Origin of the sequence: Gordonia jinhuaensis (assembly GCF_014639795.1) — a bacterium.
Classification (GTDB): domain Bacteria; phylum Actinomycetota; class Actinomycetes; order Mycobacteriales; family Mycobacteriaceae; genus Gordonia_B; species Gordonia_B jinhuaensis.
Genome location: NZ_BMGC01000005.1, coordinates 60,765 through 80,515, shown reverse-complemented (window position 1 = coordinate 80,515; position 19,751 = coordinate 60,765). Strand labels below are relative to the sequence as shown.

Here is a 19,751-nt window from a genome sequence, read left to right as displayed (position 1 = left end):
CGCCGGGGCCACCTCTGTCGCGGCCACCTCTGTCGCCCCAACGTCGCACGCACAGTACAGTTCTCGTGTGTCGCGCATCGATGAGTTGGATCCCGCCACCTCCGAGGGTGTGTGGACTGTGGTCACCCGCACGTCGACCTACCTGCTGGACTTCGAGGAGATGACGCTGTTGCGCGCGCCGGGTGTCGGGCACGCGGGGGACAGCTCGTGGTCGGTGAGTGCGCTGCGCCGCGACTCCGAGGACATCCCGCTGCTCGGCGTGAAATCGTGTCGAGTGGGGGAGTCCGCACAGTTCTGGGTGCGTGCGGCCGACGACCCCGACATCCGCACCTGGCGGATCACCACACCGGTCGTATCGATCGAACGGATCGGCTGACCGGTCGGCCCTGATCCGACGAACCTGTCCGGCGAGGACTCAGCCGAACGATCCCCGACCGCGTCGGCGCAGGTAGCGCTCGAACTCTGCCGCCAACGCGTCACCGTCGATCTTCGACATCGCCTCGAGATTGGTCTCGGCGTCGCCACGCTCCTCAAGCCCGCGCACGTATTCGGCGACCTCTTCGTCGTCCTCGGTCATCTCGGTGACCGTACGTTCCCACTCGTCGGCCTGATCGGGCATGTCGCCGAGCGGAACCTCGATATCGAGGAACTCCTCGACCCGGCCGAGCAGGGCCACCGAAGCCTTCGGGTTGGGCGGCGACGAGACGTAATGGGGGACCGCCGCCCAGAACGACACGGCCGGGATGCCCGCGCGAACCAGCATGTCCTGGAGCACCCCGGTGATCCCGGTCGGCCCCTCGTAGCGGCTCTCCTCGAGGTTGAAGGTGCGCGCGGACTCGGCACTGTAGGCGGCGCCGGTCACCGGCACCGGCCGGGTGTGGGGAGCATCGGCGAGCAGCGCTCCGAGAATCACCACGCTGCGCACCCCGAGTTCGGTGACCACGTCGATGATGTCCTGGCAGAACCCCCGCCAGCGCATGTTCGGTTCGATCCCGCGCAACAGCACGATGTCACGCTCGGCGCCGGGCGGGCGACAGTGCGACAGTGAGGTCGTCGGCCATTCGATACGACGCGTGACGCCGTCGATCTGCTTGATCGTCGGACGGTTGACCTGGAAGTCGTAGTAGTCGTCGGAGTCGAGGTCGACCAGTGGAACCGAATCCCACGTCAGTGCCAGGTGCTCGACCGCTCCGCTGGCCGCGTCGGCGGCGTCGTTCCATCCTTCGAACGCAGCGACCATGATCGGGTCCCGGAGCTCGGGAAGATTGGCGATTCGCTCAGAGTCCACCGATCCAGCCTACGACCGAAAGTGCGTCCTGTGTGCACCTCGGGCATCGCGCGAGCCTCCCGGCATCCGCATCGGCTCGACCGCCCGCGGTCCGAGCGCTCGCCAACCCGCGTCGTGCACCTCTGTCAGGACGCATATGCCCAGTTGACGCGGCCCGACATCAGAGTTTCGGCGAGAGCAATTTACGCTTGGGGTATGCCCGTACCGCCGACCGCGCACACCTATGACTCACCGTTGCTGGACGCGATGACCTCCCGCGTCGTCGTCGGCGACGGCGCGATGGGCACGATGTTGCAGGCAGCGGACCTGACCCTCGACGATTTTCGCGGTCTCGAGGGGTGCAACGAGATCCTCAACGACACCCGTCCCGACGTCCTCGCCGCCATCCACCGCGCCTACTTCGAGGCCGGCGCCGACGCCGTGGAGACCAACACCTTCGGCTGCAACCTGTCCAACCTCGGGGATTACGACATCGCTGATCGAATCCGAGAGTTGTCCCGCAAGGGCACCGCGATCGCGCGGGAGACCGCCGACTCACTCGGGCCCGCATCCGACGGCATCCCCCGCATGGTGCTCGGGTCGATGGGCCCGGGGACCAAACTGCCCAGCCTCGGCCACACCAGCTTCGCGGTGATCCGCGACGCCTATCGGGAGTCTGCTCTGGGCATGGTGGAGGCCGGCGCCGACGCGATCCTGGTGGAGACCTCCCAGGACCTGCTGCAGGTGAAGGCGGCCGTGGTCGGTGCCAGGCATGCCATGCAGGCGCTGGGCCGGTGGATCCCGATCATCTCCCACGTCACCGTGGAGACCACCGGGACGATGCTGCTGGGTTCGGAGATCGGCGCGGCTCTGGCCGCGATCGAACCCCTGGGCGTCGACATGATCGGACTCAACTGCGCCACCGGGCCCGCCGAGATGAGCGAACACCTGCGGTACCTGAGCAAACACGCTCGTGTGCCGGTGTCGGTGATGCCCAACGCCGGACTGCCGCAACTCGGCCCCAACGGCGCCGAATACCCGCTGCAGCCCGACGAGCTGGCCGCCGCACTCGACGGTTTCGTCGACGAATTCGGTCTGTCACTGGTCGGCGGCTGCTGCGGCACCACCCCCGAACACATCCGGCAGGTCGCCGAGGCGGTCTCGGGCAAGCGGCCGCCGCGCCGCAACCCGTCGCATCAGGCAGAGGTCTCCTCGCTCTACACCGCGGTGCCCTTCGACCAGGACGCCAGTGTCCTGATGATCGGTGAGCGGACCAACTCCAACGGGTCCAAGGCCTTCCGCGAGGCGATGCTCGCCGAGGACTACCAGCGCTGCCTCGACATCGCCAAAGACCAGACCCGCGACGGCGCGCACATGCTCGACCTGAACGTCGACTATGTGGGGCGCGACGGCGCCGCGGACATGACCGCGCTGGCCTCGCGTTTCGCCACCAACACCACACTGCCGATCATGATCGACTCGACCGAACCGGCGGTGATCGAGGCCGGTCTGCAGTCGCTGGGCGGACGCTGCGCGGTCAACTCGGTCAACTACGAGGACGGCGACGGCCCGGACTCGCGCTTCCAGAAGATCATGCGGCTGGTGACCGAGCACGGGGCCGCGGTGGTCGCGCTGACCATCGACGAGGACGGTCAGGCACGCACCGCCGAGTGGAAGGTGCGCGTCGCCGAACGACTGATCGCCGACATCACCGATAACTGGGGTCTGTCCGACGAGGACATCATCATCGACGCCCTGACCTTTCCGATCTCCACCGGTCAGGAGGAGGTCCGCCGCGACGGCATCGAGACCATCGAGGCGATCCGGCGGATCAAGGACGCCCACCCGCAGGTCCACTTCACCCTCGGCATCTCCAACGTGTCCTTCGGGCTGAACCCTGCTGCGCGGCAGGTGCTCAACTCGGTCTTCCTGCACGAGTGTGTGGCCGTGGGACTCGACACCGCGATCGTGCACGCGTCGAAGATCCTGCCCATGACCAAGATTCCCGACGAGCAGCGCGAGGTCGCACTCGACCTGATCTATGACCGCCGCGGCACCGCGGGTCTGCAGTCGCAGGGTCGCGAGGACTACGACCCGCTGCAGAGACTCATGGAATTGTTCGAGGGGGTCTCGGCTGCCTCGGCGCGCGAATCGCGCGCACAGGAACTGGCCAAGCTGCCCCTGTTCGAGCGGCTCGAACGTCGCATCGTCGACGGCGAACGGGACGGTCTCGAGGCCGACCTCGACGAGGCGATGACGCACAAACCGCCGCTGGAGATCATCAACGAGACGCTGCTGTCGGGGATGAAGACCGTCGGCGAGTTGTTCGGCTCGGGGCAGATGCAGCTGCCGTTCGTGCTGCAGTCCGCCGAGGTGATGAAGACCGCGGTGGCACATCTCGAGCCTCACATGGAGGCCACCGACGAGGACGGCAAGGGCCGGATCGTGCTTGCCACGGTCAAGGGCGATGTCCACGACATCGGCAAGAACCTCGTCGACATCATCTTGAGCAACAACGGCTACGAGGTCATCAACATCGGCATCAAGCAGCCGATCACCGCGATCCTCGAAGCGGCCGAGGACAAGCGCGCCGACGTGATCGGCATGTCGGGACTGCTGGTGAAGTCCACCGTGGTGATGAAGGAGAACCTCGAGGAGATCAACTCCCGCGGGCTGGCGCAGCGTTACCCGGTCCTGCTCGGCGGCGCCGCACTCACGCGCACGTACGTGGAGAACGACCTGTCCGATACCTACGAGGGCCATGTGCACTATGCGCGCGACGCGTTCGAGGGTCTGCGCCTGATGGACGACATCATGGCACTCAAGCGTGGCGGCGGGTCGGTGCCCGAGAGCGCCGACTCGATCGCCGCGGCGAAGAAGGCCGCCGAACGCAAGGCGCGACACGAGCGTTCGGTGCGCATCGCCGCCAAGCGCAAGGCCGCCGAGACGCCCGTCGAGATCCCGGCACGTTCGGATGTGGCCGCCGACAACGACATCCCGACCCCACCGTTCTGGGGAACCCGGATCGTGCGGGGCATCCCGGTTGCCGACTACCTCGGTCTCCTCGACGAGCGCGCACTGTTCATGGGCCAGTGGGGTCTGCGCGGTGTCCGCGGCGGCGACGGACCGTCCTATGAGGATCTGGTCGAGACGGAGGGTCGCCCGCGCCTGCGTGAGTGGATCGACCGGCTGGCCACCAAGGGCATCCTCGCCCACGCCGCAGTCGTCTACGGGTACTTCCCAGCGGTCTCCGTCGGCGACCGCGTGGACGTGCTCACCGAGCCCCGCGCCGACGCGCCGGTGCGGTTCTCCTTCGAGTTCCCACGTCAGCAGCGGCCGCGGTTCCTGTGCATCGCCGACTTCATCCGCTCACGCGAGGACGCCATCGCCACCGGCACCGTCGACGTACTGCCGTTCCAGCTGGTCACCATGGGTGAGCCGATCGCCGACTTCGCCAACGAACTGTTCGCCGAGAACGCCTACCGCGACTATCTCGAGGTCCACGGCATCGGCGTGCAGCTGACCGAGGCCCTCGCCGAACACTGGCATCAGCGCATCCGGTCGGAGCTGCGGTTCGGTGACCGCGGCATGGATGCCGAGGACCCCGACAACGCACAGGGCTTCTTCGACCTCGAATACCGCGGTGCCCGATACTCATTCGGCTACGGGGCCTGCCCGAACCTCGAGGACCGCGCGAAGATGATCGAACTGCTCGAACCGGGACGTATCGGGGTCGAGCTGTCCGAGGAACTGCAGCTGCATCCCGAGCAGTCGACCGATGCCTTCGTGCTGCACCACCCCGAGGCCAAATACTTTAACGTCTGAGCGATATTCAACGTCTGAGCGGTACGTCAACGTCTGAGCGCATCTGGTCCCGGTGGTGGTCGCCGGTGTGGTCACCGGTTTGGTCTCAGGGGGTCGCACAGGGAAACATGGGTGGACGTGACCGATAAGCCGCTGGCAGTGCTGTGGGACATGGACGGGACGATCCTCGACTCGGAGGTCCTCTGGGATGTCGCGATGGCGGAGTTCTCCGAACGCCAGGGCATCACGATGACCGAGGAGCTGCGCAAGTCCACCCTCGGCAACTCGATGACCGGCGCCCTCACGAAGATCTACGTCGCGGCGGGCGTGGCGCCGGCCGACCGTGACTACCCGACCGACTCCGTGTGGCTGACCTCGCGGGTGGCCGAGCTGTTCGACCAAGGGATCCCGTGGCGACCGGGTGCCCGCGATGTACTCGATGCTCTCGCCGACGCCGAGATCCCGATCGCGCTGGTGACCAACACCGACCGTCCGCTCGCCGAGCACGCGATGGGGACGATCGGACGCGACCGGTTTGCGTTCACCGTGTGCGGCGACGAGGTCCCCGACGGCAAACCGGCACCCGATCTGTACCTGACCGCCGCAGCGGCGCTGGGCATCGCGCCACGGATGTGCCTGGCGGTGGAGGATTCACCCACCGGAACCGCGTCGGCGACCGCCGCCGGCTGCCCGACGCTGGTGGTGCCCTCGGCCGACGCGGACGTCCCCGACGGCCCGGGCCGCACCTTCGCCACCACTCTCGAGTCGACGACGGTCGACGACCTGGCGGTGGCCTGGCGTAGCGCACGTGAGACACTGAACACTCGTGAAGAGGGGACTCGTGAAGACATTCGATGACCTGTTCGCCGAACTCACCGAGAGGGCGGCGACCCGGCCCGAGGGCAGTGGCACCGTCGCAGCGCTCGACTCCGGCGTACACACGCTCGGCAAGAAGATCATCGAAGAGGCCGGCGAAGTGTGGCTCGCCGCCGAACACGAGTCCGACGACGCGTTGTCCGAGGAGATCTCGCAGCTGCTCTACTGGCTGCAGGTGATGATGGTCAAACGGGGCCTCACCCTGGCCGACGTCTACCGACATCTGTAGGGCGCGGCGAGACTCGCCGAGCGCCCGACGTCGGTGCGCGCCCGCGACGGGCGCTCACGTTGCCACCCCCATCACCTTCGAGCACGACCACCGTGCACGACCACCGAGGAACCTCACCATGCTGCGTGTCGCAGTCCCCAACAAGGGCTCGCTGAGCGAGTCCGCCGCATCGATCCTGTCCGAGGCGGGCTACCGCCGCCGGTCGGACTCCAAGGATCTCACCGTGCTCGACCCGTCTAACGACGTCGAGTTCTTCTTTCTCCGTCCCAAGGACATCGCCATCTACGTCGGTTCCGGTGAACTCGATCTCGGCATCACCGGCCGCGACCTGGCACTGGACTCGGGAGCTCCGGTGAGCGAAGCGCTCACCTTGGGCTTCGGGCCGTCGACCTTCCGTTATGCCGCCCCGGTCGGCGACGACTGGACCCTCGAATCACTCGAGGGCAAGCGAATCGCCACCTCCTACGCCAACCTCGTACATGACGATCTCGCGCGGCGCGGTATCGACGCCCAGATCATCCGGCTCGACGGCGCCGTCGAGATCTCCATCCAGCTCGGGGTGGCCGATGCGATCGCCGACGTGGTGAGTTCCGGGCGCACGCTGCGCCAGCACGGACTGGCCGCCTTCGGGCCTGCGCTGTGCGAGTCCGAAGCGGTGCTCATCTCGCGCGGCGATGGCGAACTGTCCAAGGCGGCAAGGAAATTCGTGGCGCGGGTGCAGGGCGTGGTGCTCGGCCAGCAGTACGTGATGATCGACTACGACTGCCGGCGTGATCTGCTCGACCAGGCGGTGGCACTGACCCCGGGCCTGGAGTCGCCGACCGTCGCACCGATGGCCGACGAGAACTGGGTGGCGGTGCGGGCGATGGTGCCGCGTAAGGGGCACCAGAGCCTGATGGACGAACTCGCCGAACTCGGCGCCAAGGCCATCCTCGCCTCCGACATCCGGTCCTGCCGCTTCTGACTTCGACCCGCTTCTGACGCGCGCCGACCGGTGGGCGCGGTGTTCATCGGTCGGCGCCCGGTGCTGAGCGGTCGGTGCCCAGTGCTCGGTCTTCAGCGCTCGGTCTTCAGTGGTCGGTGCGTCAGTGGTTGGGGCGCGCCGAGTCGGTCTCGTCGAGGACGGCGGTCAGCCGGGCGTAGGTGTCCTGCCACCCCTTGACCGCGACGCAGTCGATGCCCAGTTCCAGCACGGGGTGGTCGTTGCCGCCGGGGTCGAGGCGGTCACCGAAGTAGAGGATGTCGTCGGTGGTCAGATCGAGGATTTCCATGAGCTTGCGCGTGCCGTAGGCCTTGTCGACACCCTTCTTGGTGACGTCGACCGATGTCGAGCCGCCGCTGCGGACCTCGAGGTCGGGCAGCCGCTCGGCGGCGTAGGCGCGCAGCTTCTCCTTCTTGGAGTTGTCCGGATCCCATGCGCTCTTGGCCTCCACCGGGGCCTTCTGGCCCAGCGCCGAGAAGGTGATCTGACTGCCGCGGTCCTCGAGGACAGGTCCCCAGGTCTCGGTCTCCCAGAGTCCGAGCTCCTTGGCGCCGGTCTCCAGGACGTCCATGGCGCGCTGCTTCTGGTCATCGGTGAGGTTCTCGGCGTAGACCACCTCCCACCCCTCGTCGCCGTGACGAACGTACTGGGTGCCGTTGGTGGGCAGCAGGTGCAGCCGGGAGAGATCGTCGAACTCGCCGAGCTGGTCGAGGACCTGCGCGGAGAACTGCTGGTAGTTGCCGCCGGAGATGATGGCGGCCATCGAGGTGTGCAGCAGCCGGCGGAACAGGTCTGCCATCTCCGCAGACATCGGACTCTTCGAGGGGGCCAGCGTGTCGTCGAGATCGAACATCACCAGCTGGTAGCTCTTGCCAGCCGAAACCACTCCCATATACCTCACCCTTCTCGCGTCCTGCCGACCGTCGCGCCGAATACTATCGTCAGTGCGATCCGATCGCGCATGCGAGCGAGATGACCGGCATGGCCGGCCCTCTCAGCGCGGCACCGGCCCGAGCAATACTGTCTGCGCCGACCGGCCGAGGAATCCGCTCTCGTCGTAGAAGTCACCAAAGGTCGCGCCGAAACCAGTTGTGCCGGTGAAGAGTTCGGCGTCGATACCCAACCACTCGCCATGCGGCGCCCGGCGGAGGTGGACATCGAGATCGGTGTTCATCCACGTCCACTCGCGTGGATTCAGACGTGTGCCCAGACCATTGGCCACGTCGGCGGCCACCATCATCTGCGACAGCGTGGTGGTCTCACGTCCGGCGATCAGATCCAGGCGGGGACGTAACCACGCCGCGGGTGTGCCTCCGGTGGGCGATTCGACCACCGAGATGTCGAGGGTTCCGATGAACCCCACCCGGTCCCAGTCCACACCGAGCCGTCCCGTCGTGTCCGGCGAGGCCTCCCGGGGAGCCAGACCCGCACGGCTGTCGGCGACCAGCGCGGCGGTGTCGGCATGCCGGATCCGCCACGCCGAGGCCCGCGCGACCGTGCGGAAGTCGCCGTCGGGACCCTGCGCCTGCAGTTCCGCTCCGACCAGCGAGATCTGACGGCCCGGTCGGGTGACGTAGGCGCGGACCCGGTTCTGCGTCAAGGGGATCGCACCGAGGATGTCCACCACGACCCGCGTGATCTGGTGGCTCGGCGTGGTCGCGTCAACAGCCGGGTCGAGCTGCTCCATCGCCCATGTGAGCAGCCCGCTCGGCGGTCCGCCGTGCTGCATGTCCGGGCTCCACACGCTCAGGGTGTGTTCGGTCGGGTCGAACAGTTCGAACTCGCCGTCCCGGCCGGCCGGGACGAAGTAGCCGTCCGATGCCATCACGCCTGCCCTCCCGGCCATCCCGGATACGGCGGCGGCGTACCGCCGAACTCCGGGCACAACGCCTTGTGGTCGCAGTAGGAACACATCGCCGAACGCTTCGGCCGGAAATCGCCGGTACGTCCGGCCTCCAGGATCGCCGACCAGATCGCGGTGAGTGTGCGTGAGAACCGTTGGAGTTCCTCGACGTCGGGTGTGTAGTGCAGTTGTTGTCCGTCGGCGAGGTACATCAGTTGCAACCGCGCGGGCACCTCACCGCGCAGCCGCCAGATCGCCAGCGCGTAGAACTTCATCTGAAACAGCGCCTTCACCTCGAACAGCGGTCCGGGGGAGCGACCGGTCTTGTAGTCGACCACGCGGATCTCTCCCGTCGGCGCGACGTCGAGGCGGTCGATGAACCCCCGCAGCGCGACCCCGTCGAGATCGAGTTCCACGTGCAGCTCACATGATTCGGGATCGAAACCCTGCGGGTTCTCCATCCGGAAGTAGGTGGTGATCAGCGCGTGCGCACTGTCGAGGAATCCGGTCACATCCTCGCCGGCGAGCGCTCGCAGCGACGGATCCTGCACACAGATCGCCTCCCACGCGCCGTCGACGAGATCGATCGCGGTGTCATGGGTGCGCAACTGTGCGTCGAGGTCGAACAGGTTCTCCAGTGCCGCGTGCACGAGGGTCCCGCGCACCTGTGCGGTGGTCGGTTCCTCCTCCAGGCGGTCGATCGCGCGGAACCGATAGAGCAACGGGCACTGCTTGAAATCCGATGCCCGCGAGGGCGACAGTGCCGGGGTCGACCGTCGCGGCTGTCCGGATTCTCCCGCAGCCGCCATCTCGGGGATCGAGGTGGGCCGCGTGTCGATACGGGTACTCACACCTGGCAGGGTATGCCTGGCATGCGACAACCGGCGTAGGAGGACACGCGACATGGCAGACAGCGGACCGTTCGAGGTCGGTGACCGGGTCCAGCTCACCGATGCCAAGGGACGGAAGTTCACTGTCCACCTCGAAGCGCACAAGCTCTTCCACACCCACCGCGGTGCCATCGCCCACGACGACCTGATCGGCGCGGACGAGGGCACGATGGTGGCCGCCACCTCGGGCACCGAATACCTCGCGCTGCGGCCGCTGCTCACCGACTACGTGCTGTCGATGCCGCGCGGTGCCGCGGTGATCTACCCCAAGGACTCCGCGCAGATCGTCGCCGAGGGCGACGTCTTCCCCGGCGCCACCGTCTTGGAGGCCGGTGCCGGATCGGGAGCGCTCACCTGTTCGCTGCTGCGCGCGGTGGGCCCGGCCGGCCGCGTCATCTCCTACGAGGTGCGCGACGACCATGCCGAATACGCCCGGCGGAACGTCGAGACGTTCTTCGGCGGCCATCCCGACAACTGGGAGATCGAGGTCGCCGACCTCGCCGACTACGACGCCCGCGCGAGCGTCGACCGCGTGATCCTCGACATGGCCGAGCCGTGGGCGCCGCTGGAGTCGGTCGCGCGCGCGATAAAACCAGGCGGAGTCCTGATCACCTACGTCGCAACCGTCACACAGCTCTCCCGCTTCGTCGAAGCCCTGCGCGAACAGGGCTGCTGGACCGAACCGCGGTCGTGGGAATCGATGGTCCGCGACTGGCATGTGGTGGGGCTCGCGGTTCGCCCGCAGCACAACATGCAAGGTCACACAGCATTTCTGGTCAGCGCCCGACGACTGGCCGACGGCGTCACACCGCTTCGCCCGCACCGCCGGCCCTCCCGCGGCTGAGCTCCGCCTGCCGACGCGACACGCCCTGCGTGTCAACGGGAGATTGCCGGCACGCGACCGTTTCGGTGACACACAATTAACACTCACTCAACACCCTTGATCGCGAGGCACGAAGCACTTTTCGCGATCCGCCGGTAGCGTGGACACATCGGCGGATACGTGCCGTGCGACGGTGCGTACGTCAGACCGCCGGCGAGAGGAGTCAGCAATGACCGAGTCCAGTCCGCACGATGAATACGGCCGCGAATCCCAGGAACCACAGACCCGCTCCGCCGGGTCGTACTCGGACGGGGTCGACTCCCGAGACGCAGTCACCTCGCCCGGCCGTCGGCCGCGACCCGACACCGGATCGCCGAATCCGTTCGGTCGCCCCGACGACGACGATCTGCAGTCACGTGTCGAGAGCCTCACCGCGCGTAACGCGAAACTTCTCGAAACCCTCAAAGAGGCGCGCCAGCAACTGATCGCCCTGCGCGAGGAGGTCGATCGCCTCGGTCAGCCGCCGAGCGGCTACGGCGTATTGCTCGGGGTGTACGACGACGGCACCGTCGACGTGTTCACCTCCGGTCGCAAGATGCGCCTGACCTGCTCGCCGAACATCGACGTCGAGACACTGCGCCGCGGACAGTCGCTGCGGCTCAACGAGGCCCTGACGATCGTCGAGGCCGGTGACTACGACTCGGTCGGTGAGATCAGCACGCTGCGTGAGGTTCTCGCCGACGGCGAACGCGCATTGGTGGTCGGCCACGCCGACGAGGAGCGCGTGGTGTGGCTCGCCGAGCCGCTGACCGGTGAGATCGACGGCGAGACCGGCAAACGTCTGCTGCGTCCGGGCGACTCGCTGCTGATCGACACCAAGGCCGGCTTCGCCTTCGAGCGGGTACCCAAGGCCGAGGTCGAAGATCTCGTCCTCGAAGAGGTGCCCGATGTGGGGTATGAGGACATCGGTGGCCTCGGACGCCAGATCGAGCAGATCCGCGACGCCGTGGAACTGCCGTTCCTGCACAAGGATCTGTTCCGTGACTATGCGCTGCGTCCCCCGAAGGGTGTGCTGCTCTACGGCCCTCCCGGTTGCGGTAAGACACTGATCGCCAAGGCTGTGGCCAACTCACTGGCCAAGAAGATCGCCCTGGCCCGCGGCGACGACGCACATGAGGCCAAGTCGTACTTCCTCAACATCAAGGGCCCCGAGCTGCTCAACAAGTTCGTCGGTGAGACCGAACGCCACATCCGGTTGATCTTCCAGCGCGCACGGGAGAAGGCGTCCGAGGGAACCCCGGTGATCGTCTTCTTCGACGAGATGGACTCGATCTTCCGCACCCGCGGTTCGGGCGTGTCCTCGGACGTCGAGACCACCGTCGTGCCCCAGCTGCTCAGCGAGATCGACGGTGTCGAGGGCCTCGAGAACGTGATCGTCATCGGCGCGTCCAACCGCGAGGACATGATCGACCCCGCGATCCTGCGGCCCGGTCGTCTGGACGTGAAGATCAAGATCGAACGGCCCGATGCCGAATCGGCCATTGACATCTTCTCGAAGTACCTGACCACCCAGCTGCCGGTGCACGCTGACGACATCGCCGAGTTCGGCGGCAATCGTGACGCCTGCGTCTCGGCGATGATCGAGCGTGTGGTCGAGCGGATGTACGCCGAGAGCGACGAGAACCGGTTCCTGGAGGTGACCTACGCCAACGGCGACAAGGAGGTCATGTACTTCAAGGACTTCAACTCCGGCGCGATGATCCAGAACGTGGTCGACCGCGCGAAGAAGTACGCGATCAAGTCGCAGCTCGAGACAGGGGCACCGGGTCTGCGTGTGCAGCACCTCTTCGACTCGATTCTCGACGAGTTCGCCGAGAACGAGGATCTGCCGAACACCACCAACCCCGACGACTGGGCGAGGATCTCCGGCAAGAAGGGCGAGCGGATCGTCTACATCCGCACGCTGGTCACCGGCAAGAGCTCCGGTGCCAACCGCGCCATCGACACCGAGACCAACACCGGCCAGTACCTGTAGGAGTTTCAGCCCCGCGTGGTTCTCGCACGCCCTGCTCGACGAGCACGCCACTCGTCGAGCAGGGCGCGGCTGTCCGGAACGAAGGGCCACGACGGGTCGGCGAGGTGGTCGCGCAGAACATCCTCGGTCCACCACCAGCCGTCGGCGACCTCGCTGGGCTGGTGGCGGATCGGTCCGTCGTAGAACGCCTCGAAGCCGAACAGGTGGCACCGCACCAGCGCGTCACCGCTGCGGCCCTCCCACCGGGTCTGCCCGAACGGGGTGAGGTCCACCCTGCTGATCCCGAGTTCCTCGGCAAGCTCACGCCGCGCGGTCTGTGCGGGTTCTTCGCCGGCGTCGATCACCCCGCCGGCCAAACAGTCGTGCACGCCGGGGAAGACCGACTTGGTGTCGGTACGACGATGGACGTACACGCGTGTGCGATCGGTCGAACGCACCAGCACTCCGGCGCTGCCGTGCCAGAGACCGCGCGCGTAGACCTCACCCCTGGGCGCCGCGCCGATCGCATGGCCCTCCGGATCGAACACGGCGACCAGCTCGTCGGCGGTCGAGGGGACCGGGTCGGCAGCGGTCGGGTCGACCGGTCGAGCATCCGTCGGGTCGACCGGTCGGACATCCGTCGGGTCGACCGGTCGGGCATCAGTCGGGTTGTCTGAGGGCTCGTGCACGCACCACAGACTACGAGCTACTGCATGCCCTCAGGCAGCCGCACCAGCCCCAGATCGGCGTCGGAGGCGAGCAGGTCGTTGTGCGGCAGCACCCGGACGGTGTAGCCCAGACGTCCCGCGGTGGGCAGTTCGATCACTGCGCGGAACAACGTCTCGCCCTCGATGGCGCCGTCGGCCTCGCCCGGATCGGTCAGCGCGACCATGTCGGCGGTCGACACCGGCGACAGCGTGTCGTCCTCGACGCGACCGAGCACCGCCTGCACCCGCACATCCGAGGGCGCCAGATCGCCCAGACGCACGTGGGCGGTCAGCGTCAGCTTCGACGACATCACCGGCACGTCGGGCAGGCCCGTGCTGTCGACCTCGGCGATGCGCACAGACGGCCAGGCCCGGCGCACCCGTCCGGTGTAGTCGGCGAGTGTGCGCGCTGCGGCGTAGTCGTCGGCCCGGATCGTCTGATACGACTGCGACGCCGGGACGTACATCGCCTCGGTGTAGTCGCGGACCATGCGGGTGGCCAGGATCTTGGGGCCCAGCACCGACAGGGTGTGGCGCACCATCTCCATCCAGCGTCCGGGCGGGTCGCCGGCGGTGCGGTCGTAGAAACCGGGGACCACCGACTCCTCGAGAAGACGGTAGAGCGCAGCGGCTTCGAGGTCGTCGCGACGGTTCTCGTCGGCCACACCGTCGGCGGTCGGGATCGCCCAGCCGTCGTCACCGTCGGCCATCTCATCCCACCAGCCGTCGAGGATCGACAGGTTCAGTCCCCCGTTGATCGCCGACTTCATCCCCGAGGTACCGCAGGCCTCCATCGGACGCAGCGGGTTGTTCAGCCATACGTCACACCCGTGGTAGAGGTACCGCGCCATCGAGATGTCGTAGTCGGGGAGGAAAACCATCCGGGTGCGCAACTGCGGGTCGTCGGCGAACCTGACCATCTGCTGGATCAGCGACTTGCCGCCGTTGTCGGCGGGATGCGCCTTGCCCGCCACCACGAGCTGAATGGGTCGTTCGGGGTCGAGGAGCAGCTTCTTGAGCCGGTCGGGATCGCGCAACATCAGCGTCAGTCGCTTGTAGGTCGCGGCGCGACGGGCGAAGCCGATCGTCAGGATGTCGGGGTCGAAGACCTCCTCGGTCCACGACAGTTCGGCTTCACTGAAGCCGCGTTCGAGTCCGGATCGGCGCACCCGGTCGCGCACCAGCGACACCAGCTCGGCACGCAGCATGTTGCGCGTGGCCCACAGGTGGTCGTCGGACACGTTCTTCAGCGACACCAGCATCTGCGCCGAATCGCTGTCGGGCGCCACGTCGGCACCGGCGGCAGCCGCGGCCTCCCGCCACGCCGGCGAGATCCAGGTGCGCCCGTGCACGCCGTTGGTCACCGAGCCGATGGGTACCTCGTCGGGCTCGAAACCCGGCCACAGGTCGGCGAACATCTCGCGACTGACCGCCCCGTGCAGCTGGGATACGCCGTTGCTGCGCTGGGCCAGCCGCAGGCCCAGATGGGCCATGTTGAACACCCCCGGGGTCTGTTCGCGGCCCAGATCCACCACGTCGGCGACCCCGAGACCTGGGAACAGCGTCGAGCGGCCCGCGTCGTCGCCGAGGTAGTAGCGCACGAGATCGTCGGGGAAGCGGTCGATGCCGGCCGGGACGGGGGTGTGGGTGGTGAACACCGTGCCCGACCGAACCGCCGTCACTGCCTCGGCGAAGGTCAGCGGGTTGGTGGGGCGTGCCACGAGTTCGCGGATCCGCTCGATGCCCAGGAAGCCGCCGTGGCCCTCGTTCATGTGGAAGACCGTCGGCTCTGCGGCGCCGGTGAGCGCAGTGAACCGACGGACCGCGCGCACGCCGCCGACGCCGAGAAGGATCTCCTGTTTGATCCGGTGGTCCTGGTCGCCGCCGTAGAGCCGGTCGGTGACCGTCCGCAGCTCGGTGTCGTTCTCCGGGAGGTTGGAATCCAGCAGCAGCAGCGGGATACGGCCCACCTGCGCGATCCACACGGTGGCACGCAACGTGCGGTGGTCGGGCATCGAGACGGTGACGGTCACCGGGGCGCCCGACGGTTCGGTGAGCTGGGTCAGCGGCAGCCCCTGCGGGTCGGCGGTCGGGTAGCGCTCCACCTGCCAGCCGTCGGCGTTGAGCGACTGGTGAAAGTAGCCGTTGCGGTAGAGCAACCCCACACCGACCAGCGGCAGGCCGAGTTCCGACGCTGATTTCAGGTGATCGCCCGCGAGGATGCCCAGCCCGCCGGAGTAGATGGGCAGAACCTCGGAGATGCCGAACTCCATCGAGAAGTAGGCGATCCCGGGGATCTCGGGCATCCCGGCGGCCTGTTCGTGCTGCAGCCACTGGTCGCGCGAGAGGTAGTCGTCGAGGTCGGCAGCGCAGGCGTCGAGCCGCGCGCGGAAGTTGTCGTCGGCAGCGAGTTCGGCCAGGCGTGATCCCGAGATCTCGCCGAGCATCCTGATCGGGTCGTTTCCCGACGACGCCCAGGCGGCCGGATCCATCGACTCGAACAACCGCTGGGTCGGGGTGTCCCACGACCACCGCAGGTTGTTGGCAAGGGTGGTCAGCGCCGACAGCGAGTCGGGGAGCGTGGCGCGAACGGTGAACTGCCTCAGAGGTTTCACGGATGAAAACTAACCCCGATCGATCGCGCCTGCGAGCCCCGGCGGGGTCACGACACCAAGTGTTCACACCCGCTGTGGTCGGGGTCTCGCCGCGGGGCCGTCGCCGCCGGCGACAGGGCGGTGCACGCCCCCCGCAGCCACGGGCGCCTAGGCTTTATCCATGCAACGAATCATCGGCACCGAGGTCGAATACGGGATCTCTGCGCCTGGGGATCCGACGGCCAACCCGATCATGACGTCCACACAGGCCGTGCTGGCCTATGCGGCGGCGGCCGGCGTGCCCCGGGCCAAGCGCACGCGCTGGGATTACGAGGTCGAGTCGCCGTTGCGCGACGCGCGTGGATTCGATCTGGGGCGCAGCTCGGGTCCCGCGCCGGTGATCGACGCCGACGAGGTGGGTGCGGCGAACATGATCCTCACCAACGGCGCGCGCCTCTACGTCGACCACGCCCACCCCGAGTACTCGGCGCCCGAGGTGACCGACCCCCTCGACGCGGTGATCTGGGACAAGGCCGGCGAGCGGGTGATGGAGGCGGCCGCACGCCACGTCGCCAGCGTGCCGGGAGCCCCGCGCCTGCAGCTCTACAAGAACAACATCGACAACAAGGGGGCCTCGTACGGCACCCACGAGAACTACCTGATGGCGCGCTCGACACCGTTCACCGCGGTGATCACCGGACTGACCCCGTTCTTCGCCTCCCGCCAGGTGTTCTGTGGGTCGGGTCGGGTGGGTATCGGACAGTCCGGCGACGAGCCCGGATTCCAGCTGTCCCAACGTGCGGATTACATCGAGGTCGAGGTCGGCCTGGAGACCACGCTCAAACGCGGCATCATCAACACCCGCGACGAGCCGCATGCCGACCCCGAGCGCTATCGCCGACTCCACGTGATCCTGGGTGATGCCAACCTCGCCGAGACGGCCACCTACCTCAAGGTCGGCACCACCTCGCTGGTCCTCGACCTGATCGAAGGGGGCGTCGATCTGTCCGACCTCGAGCTCGCCCGGCCGGTGCAAGCGGTCCACACGATCTCCCACGACCCCACGCTGACCACCACGGTGGCACTCGCCGACGGTCGCGAGATGACCGGTCTGGCGTTGCAACGGATCTACCACGAGCGCTGCGCGGCGCTGCAGGCCGAACGCGACCCCGATGACGCACGGGCCATCGACGTCCTCGACACCTGGGCCGACGTGCTCGACAAGCTCGAACGCGACCCGATGGAGTGCGCCGACATTCTCGACTGGCCGGCCAAGCTGCGGCTGCTGGAGGGCTTCCGCAACCGCGAGGGTCTGGCCTGGTCGGCTCCGCGCCTGCATCTGGTCGACCTGCAGTATTCCGACGTACGACTCGACAAGGGGCTCTACAACCGCCTGGTGGCGCGGGGTTCGATGAAGCGACTGGTCGACGAGGCCGCGGTGACCGAGGCGATCACCACACCGCCCACCAACACCCGCGCCTATTTCCGCGGTGAGTGCCTGCGCCGCTTCGGCGCCGACATCGCCGCGGCGAGCTGGGACTCGGTGATCTTCGATCTGGGCGGTGAATCGCTGGTCCGCATCCCCACCCTCGAACCGCTGCGCGGCAGCAAGTCGCATGTGGGAAAGCTCCTGGACTCGGTGGACTCGGCCGCAGAACTGGTCGACGAACTCACCAACTGACGGCCCCGTGGGCCGCGGCATGACCGAAACACCCGAGATGGACACGCCGCGGATCCGGCGTGTCGAAGTCGGGCTCGGCTCGGCACGTTGGCCATCTCGGCGGCTCGCACACAGGTAGGGTGTTTTTACGAACGAGTCCGGAAACGACCGGACGCGTGTGCTTCTCGAGGAGGCGGCTATGGCGCAGGAACAGACCACGCGCTCAGGTGGCGGTGACGACGACAACGAGACCGGTGCCGAGGCGGCCGGCCAGGAGCGGCGCGAAAAGCTGACCGACGACACCGACGATCTGCTCGATGAGATCGATGACGTGTTGGAGGAGAACGCAGAGGACTTCGTGCGCGCATACGTGCAGAAAGGCGGACAGTGAGCGACCGGATCGAATCCCTCGGCCGCGACATCTCATCCTTCTCCGATTACCTGCGGGTCCACTCGCCGGAGCTGTTGCCCGGCAACAGGATCAGCGCTGCCGGTGCCATGAGCACCGGTGGTGACATCGCCCCGCACGGCACCACGATCGTCGCCGTGAGCTTCCCGGGTGGCGTCGTGCTCGCAGGTGATCGCCGGGCCACGATGGGCAATCTCATCGCCACCCGCGACGTCAAGAAGGTGTATGTCACCGATGACTACTCGGCGGCGGGCATCGCGGGGACCGCGGGCATCGCCATCGAGATGGTTCGGCTCTTCGCCGTCGAACTCGAACACTACGAGAAGATCGAGGGCGTCCCGCTGACGCTCGACGGCAAGGTCACCCGCCTGGCCGCGATGGTGCGCAACAACCTCGGCGCGGCGATGCAGGGGCTTGCGGCGATCCCGCTGCTCGTGGGCTACGACATCGACCACGACAGCCCCGATGAACGCGGACGCATCTTCTCCTTCGACGTGGCCGGCGACCGGCATGAGGAGTTCGGCGGGTACACGTCGATCGGTTCGGGATCGGTGTTCGCCAAGTCGTCGCTGAAGAAGCTCTTCCGCTACGACCTCGACGCCGATTCGGCACTGGCCATCGCGGTGGAAGCGCTCTACGACGCGGCCGACGATGACTCGGCGACCGGTGGACCCGACATCGTCCGCAAGATCTTCCCGACCGCGGTGATCGTGGGTGCCGATGGCGCACAGGAGGTTTCGCCGGAGTCGATCGAGGCCGCCGCGCGCGCGGTGGTCGAGCGCCGCGCCGCCGAACACGAGGGGGATGCACGATGACCTTCCCGTATTACGCCAGCGCCGAACAGATCATGCGGGATCGCTCCGATCTCGCGCGCAAGGGCATCGCCCGCGGCCGCAGCGTCGTGGTGGTGACCTACGCCGACGGCGTCCTGTTCGTGGCGGAGAATCCGTCCAACGCGCTGCGCAAGGTCAGTGAGATCTACGACCGCATCGGCTTCGCCGCGGTCGGCAAGTACAACGAGTACGAGACGCTGCGCAAGGCGGGTATCCAGCACGCCGACATGCGCGGGTACAGCTATGACCGCGCCGACGTCAACGGCCTGTCGCTGGCCAACGCCTACGCGAACACCCTCGGCGCGGTCTTCACCGAACAGCCCAAGCCGTTCGAGGTGGAATTGTGCGTCGCCGAGGTCAGCAAGCCGGGTAAACCCGGACCGTCGCAGCTGTACCGCATCACCTACGACGGATCGATCGTCGACGAGAAGCGGTTCCTGGTCATCGGCGGCTCGAACGACGCCGCCAACGCCGCGATGAACGAGTCCTACACTGCCGACGCCGATCTCGAGACGGCACTGGGGTGGGCGGTGAGCGCCCTCGGTGCGCCGCAACAGTCCTCGAGCGGCGGATCGCACTCCGAGCCGCGGGTGCTCGACGTCTCCGACCTCGAGGTCGCCACGCTCGACCGCAACCGGCCGCGACGCGCCTTCCGTCGGATCACCGGCGCGGCACTGGAGGCATTGTTGCCCCCTCCCGCCGCGGAAGCCGATGCGGCCGACGCGGACGCAGGCACCGACGGCGAGTCCGGCGCCAGCTGAGCACCGGGCCGGTGCCCGGACACGCGCTCACGCGCGGCGGACCACCGGCCCGGCCACAC

17 protein-coding genes are annotated in these 19,751 nt (G+C 67.4%); 11 read left to right on the top strand and 6 right to left on the bottom strand.

Annotated elements, in window-relative coordinates:
* Positions 1-67: 67 nt before the first annotated feature.
* Positions 68-376, top strand: a complete 309-nt coding sequence (locus IEW22_RS05320) for a hypothetical protein (protein ID WP_188585563.1) — start codon at positions 68-70, stop codon at positions 374-376.
* Positions 377-415: 39 nt separating this feature from the next.
* Here IEW22_RS05320 and IEW22_RS05315 read toward each other — a convergent pair whose 3' ends face one another.
* Positions 416-1,240, bottom strand: coding sequence for a PAC2 family protein (locus tag IEW22_RS05315; RefSeq protein WP_373284134.1), 825 nt, complete (start codon positions 1,238-1,240; stop codon positions 416-418).
* 243 nt (positions 1,241-1,483) lie between these two features.
* On the opposite strand from IEW22_RS05315, the gene metH reads away from it, so the two are divergent.
* The 4 genes from metH (at position 1,484) to hisG (ending at position 7,140) form a co-directional block, all read left to right on the top strand.
* Positions 1,484-5,092, top strand: coding sequence for a methionine synthase (gene metH, locus IEW22_RS05310; RefSeq protein WP_188585561.1), 3,609 nt, complete (start codon positions 1,484-1,486; stop codon positions 5,090-5,092).
* A 111-nt stretch (positions 5,093-5,203) separates the two neighbouring features.
* The gene (locus tag IEW22_RS05305) at positions 5,204-5,929 is read left to right on the top strand and encodes an HAD family hydrolase (RefSeq protein WP_373284130.1); all 726 of its coding nucleotides are present in this window, start codon (positions 5,204-5,206) and stop codon (positions 5,927-5,929) included.
* Positions 5,913-6,176 (top strand): phosphoribosyl-ATP diphosphatase, encoded by a 264-nt coding sequence (locus IEW22_RS05300; RefSeq protein WP_188585560.1) that lies wholly within the window; start codon positions 5,913-5,915, stop codon positions 6,174-6,176. The genes IEW22_RS05305 and IEW22_RS05300 overlap by 17 nt, the downstream gene beginning before the upstream one ends.
* A gap of 118 nt (positions 6,177-6,294) precedes the next feature.
* Complete coding sequence (gene hisG, locus IEW22_RS05295; protein WP_188585559.1) at positions 6,295-7,140, top strand: ATP phosphoribosyltransferase; 846 nt, start codon at positions 6,295-6,297, stop codon at positions 7,138-7,140.
* 121 nt (positions 7,141-7,261) lie between these two features.
* Here hisG and IEW22_RS05290 read toward each other — a convergent pair whose 3' ends face one another.
* The 3 genes from IEW22_RS05290 to IEW22_RS05280 form a co-directional block, all read right to left on the bottom strand.
* Positions 7,262-8,050 (bottom strand): HAD-IIB family hydrolase, encoded by a 789-nt coding sequence (locus IEW22_RS05290; RefSeq protein ID WP_188585558.1) that lies wholly within the window; start codon positions 8,048-8,050, stop codon positions 7,262-7,264.
* Positions 8,051-8,152: 102 nt separating this feature from the next.
* Complete coding sequence (locus IEW22_RS05285; RefSeq protein WP_188585664.1) at positions 8,153-8,983, bottom strand: thioesterase family protein; 831 nt, start codon at positions 8,981-8,983, stop codon at positions 8,153-8,155.
* Positions 8,983-9,852, bottom strand: a complete 870-nt coding sequence (locus IEW22_RS05280; RefSeq protein ID WP_373284129.1) for a RecB family exonuclease — start codon at positions 9,850-9,852, stop codon at positions 8,983-8,985. The genes IEW22_RS05285 and IEW22_RS05280 overlap by 1 nt, the downstream gene beginning before the upstream one ends.
* 52 nt (positions 9,853-9,904) lie before the next feature.
* Here IEW22_RS05280 and IEW22_RS05275 point away from each other — a divergent pair, with 52 nt between their 5' ends.
* Positions 9,905-10,735, top strand: coding sequence for a tRNA (adenine-N1)-methyltransferase (locus IEW22_RS05275; protein ID WP_188585557.1), 831 nt, complete (start codon positions 9,905-9,907; stop codon positions 10,733-10,735).
* A gap of 208 nt (positions 10,736-10,943) precedes the next feature.
* On the top strand, positions 10,944-12,749 hold the full coding sequence (arc, locus tag IEW22_RS05270) for a proteasome ATPase (RefSeq protein ID WP_188585556.1): 1,806 nt from the start codon (positions 10,944-10,946) through the stop codon (positions 12,747-12,749).
* A gap of 5 nt (positions 12,750-12,754) precedes the next feature.
* On the opposite strand, the gene IEW22_RS05265 is transcribed toward arc, so the two are convergent.
* Together IEW22_RS05265 and glgP are read right to left on the bottom strand one after the other, a co-directional pair.
* Positions 12,755-13,285 (bottom strand): NUDIX domain-containing protein, encoded by a 531-nt coding sequence (locus IEW22_RS05265; protein WP_188585662.1) that lies wholly within the window; start codon positions 13,283-13,285, stop codon positions 12,755-12,757.
* 149 nt (positions 13,286-13,434) lie between these two features.
* Positions 13,435-16,050, bottom strand: a complete 2,616-nt coding sequence (gene glgP, locus IEW22_RS05260; protein ID WP_188585555.1) for an alpha-glucan family phosphorylase — start codon at positions 16,048-16,050, stop codon at positions 13,435-13,437.
* Between the two features lie 160 nt (positions 16,051-16,210).
* Here glgP and dop point away from each other — a divergent pair, with 160 nt between their 5' ends.
* The 4 genes from dop to prcA all read left to right on the top strand — a co-directional run bounded on the left by dop (position 16,211) and on the right by prcA (position 19,692).
* On the top strand, positions 16,211-17,710 hold the full coding sequence (dop, locus tag IEW22_RS05255; protein WP_188585554.1) for a depupylase/deamidase Dop: 1,500 nt from the start codon (positions 16,211-16,213) through the stop codon (positions 17,708-17,710).
* Positions 17,711-17,888: 178 nt separating this feature from the next.
* The gene (locus IEW22_RS05250) at positions 17,889-18,080 is read left to right on the top strand and encodes a ubiquitin-like protein Pup (RefSeq protein ID WP_188585553.1); all 192 of its coding nucleotides are present in this window, start codon (positions 17,889-17,891) and stop codon (positions 18,078-18,080) included.
* Positions 18,077-18,913 carry a proteasome subunit beta gene (gene prcB / locus IEW22_RS05245; RefSeq protein ID WP_229742199.1) on the top strand — a complete coding sequence of 279 codons (837 nt, stop codon included), beginning with the start codon at positions 18,077-18,079 and terminating at the stop codon, positions 18,911-18,913. Before IEW22_RS05250 ends, prcB begins: the two co-directional genes overlap by 4 nt.
* Positions 18,910-19,692 carry a proteasome subunit alpha gene (gene prcA / locus IEW22_RS05240; RefSeq protein WP_188585552.1) on the top strand — a complete coding sequence of 261 codons (783 nt, stop codon included), beginning with the start codon at positions 18,910-18,912 and terminating at the stop codon, positions 19,690-19,692. Before prcB ends, prcA begins: the two co-directional genes overlap by 4 nt.
* Positions 19,693-19,751: the final 59 nt, after the last annotated feature.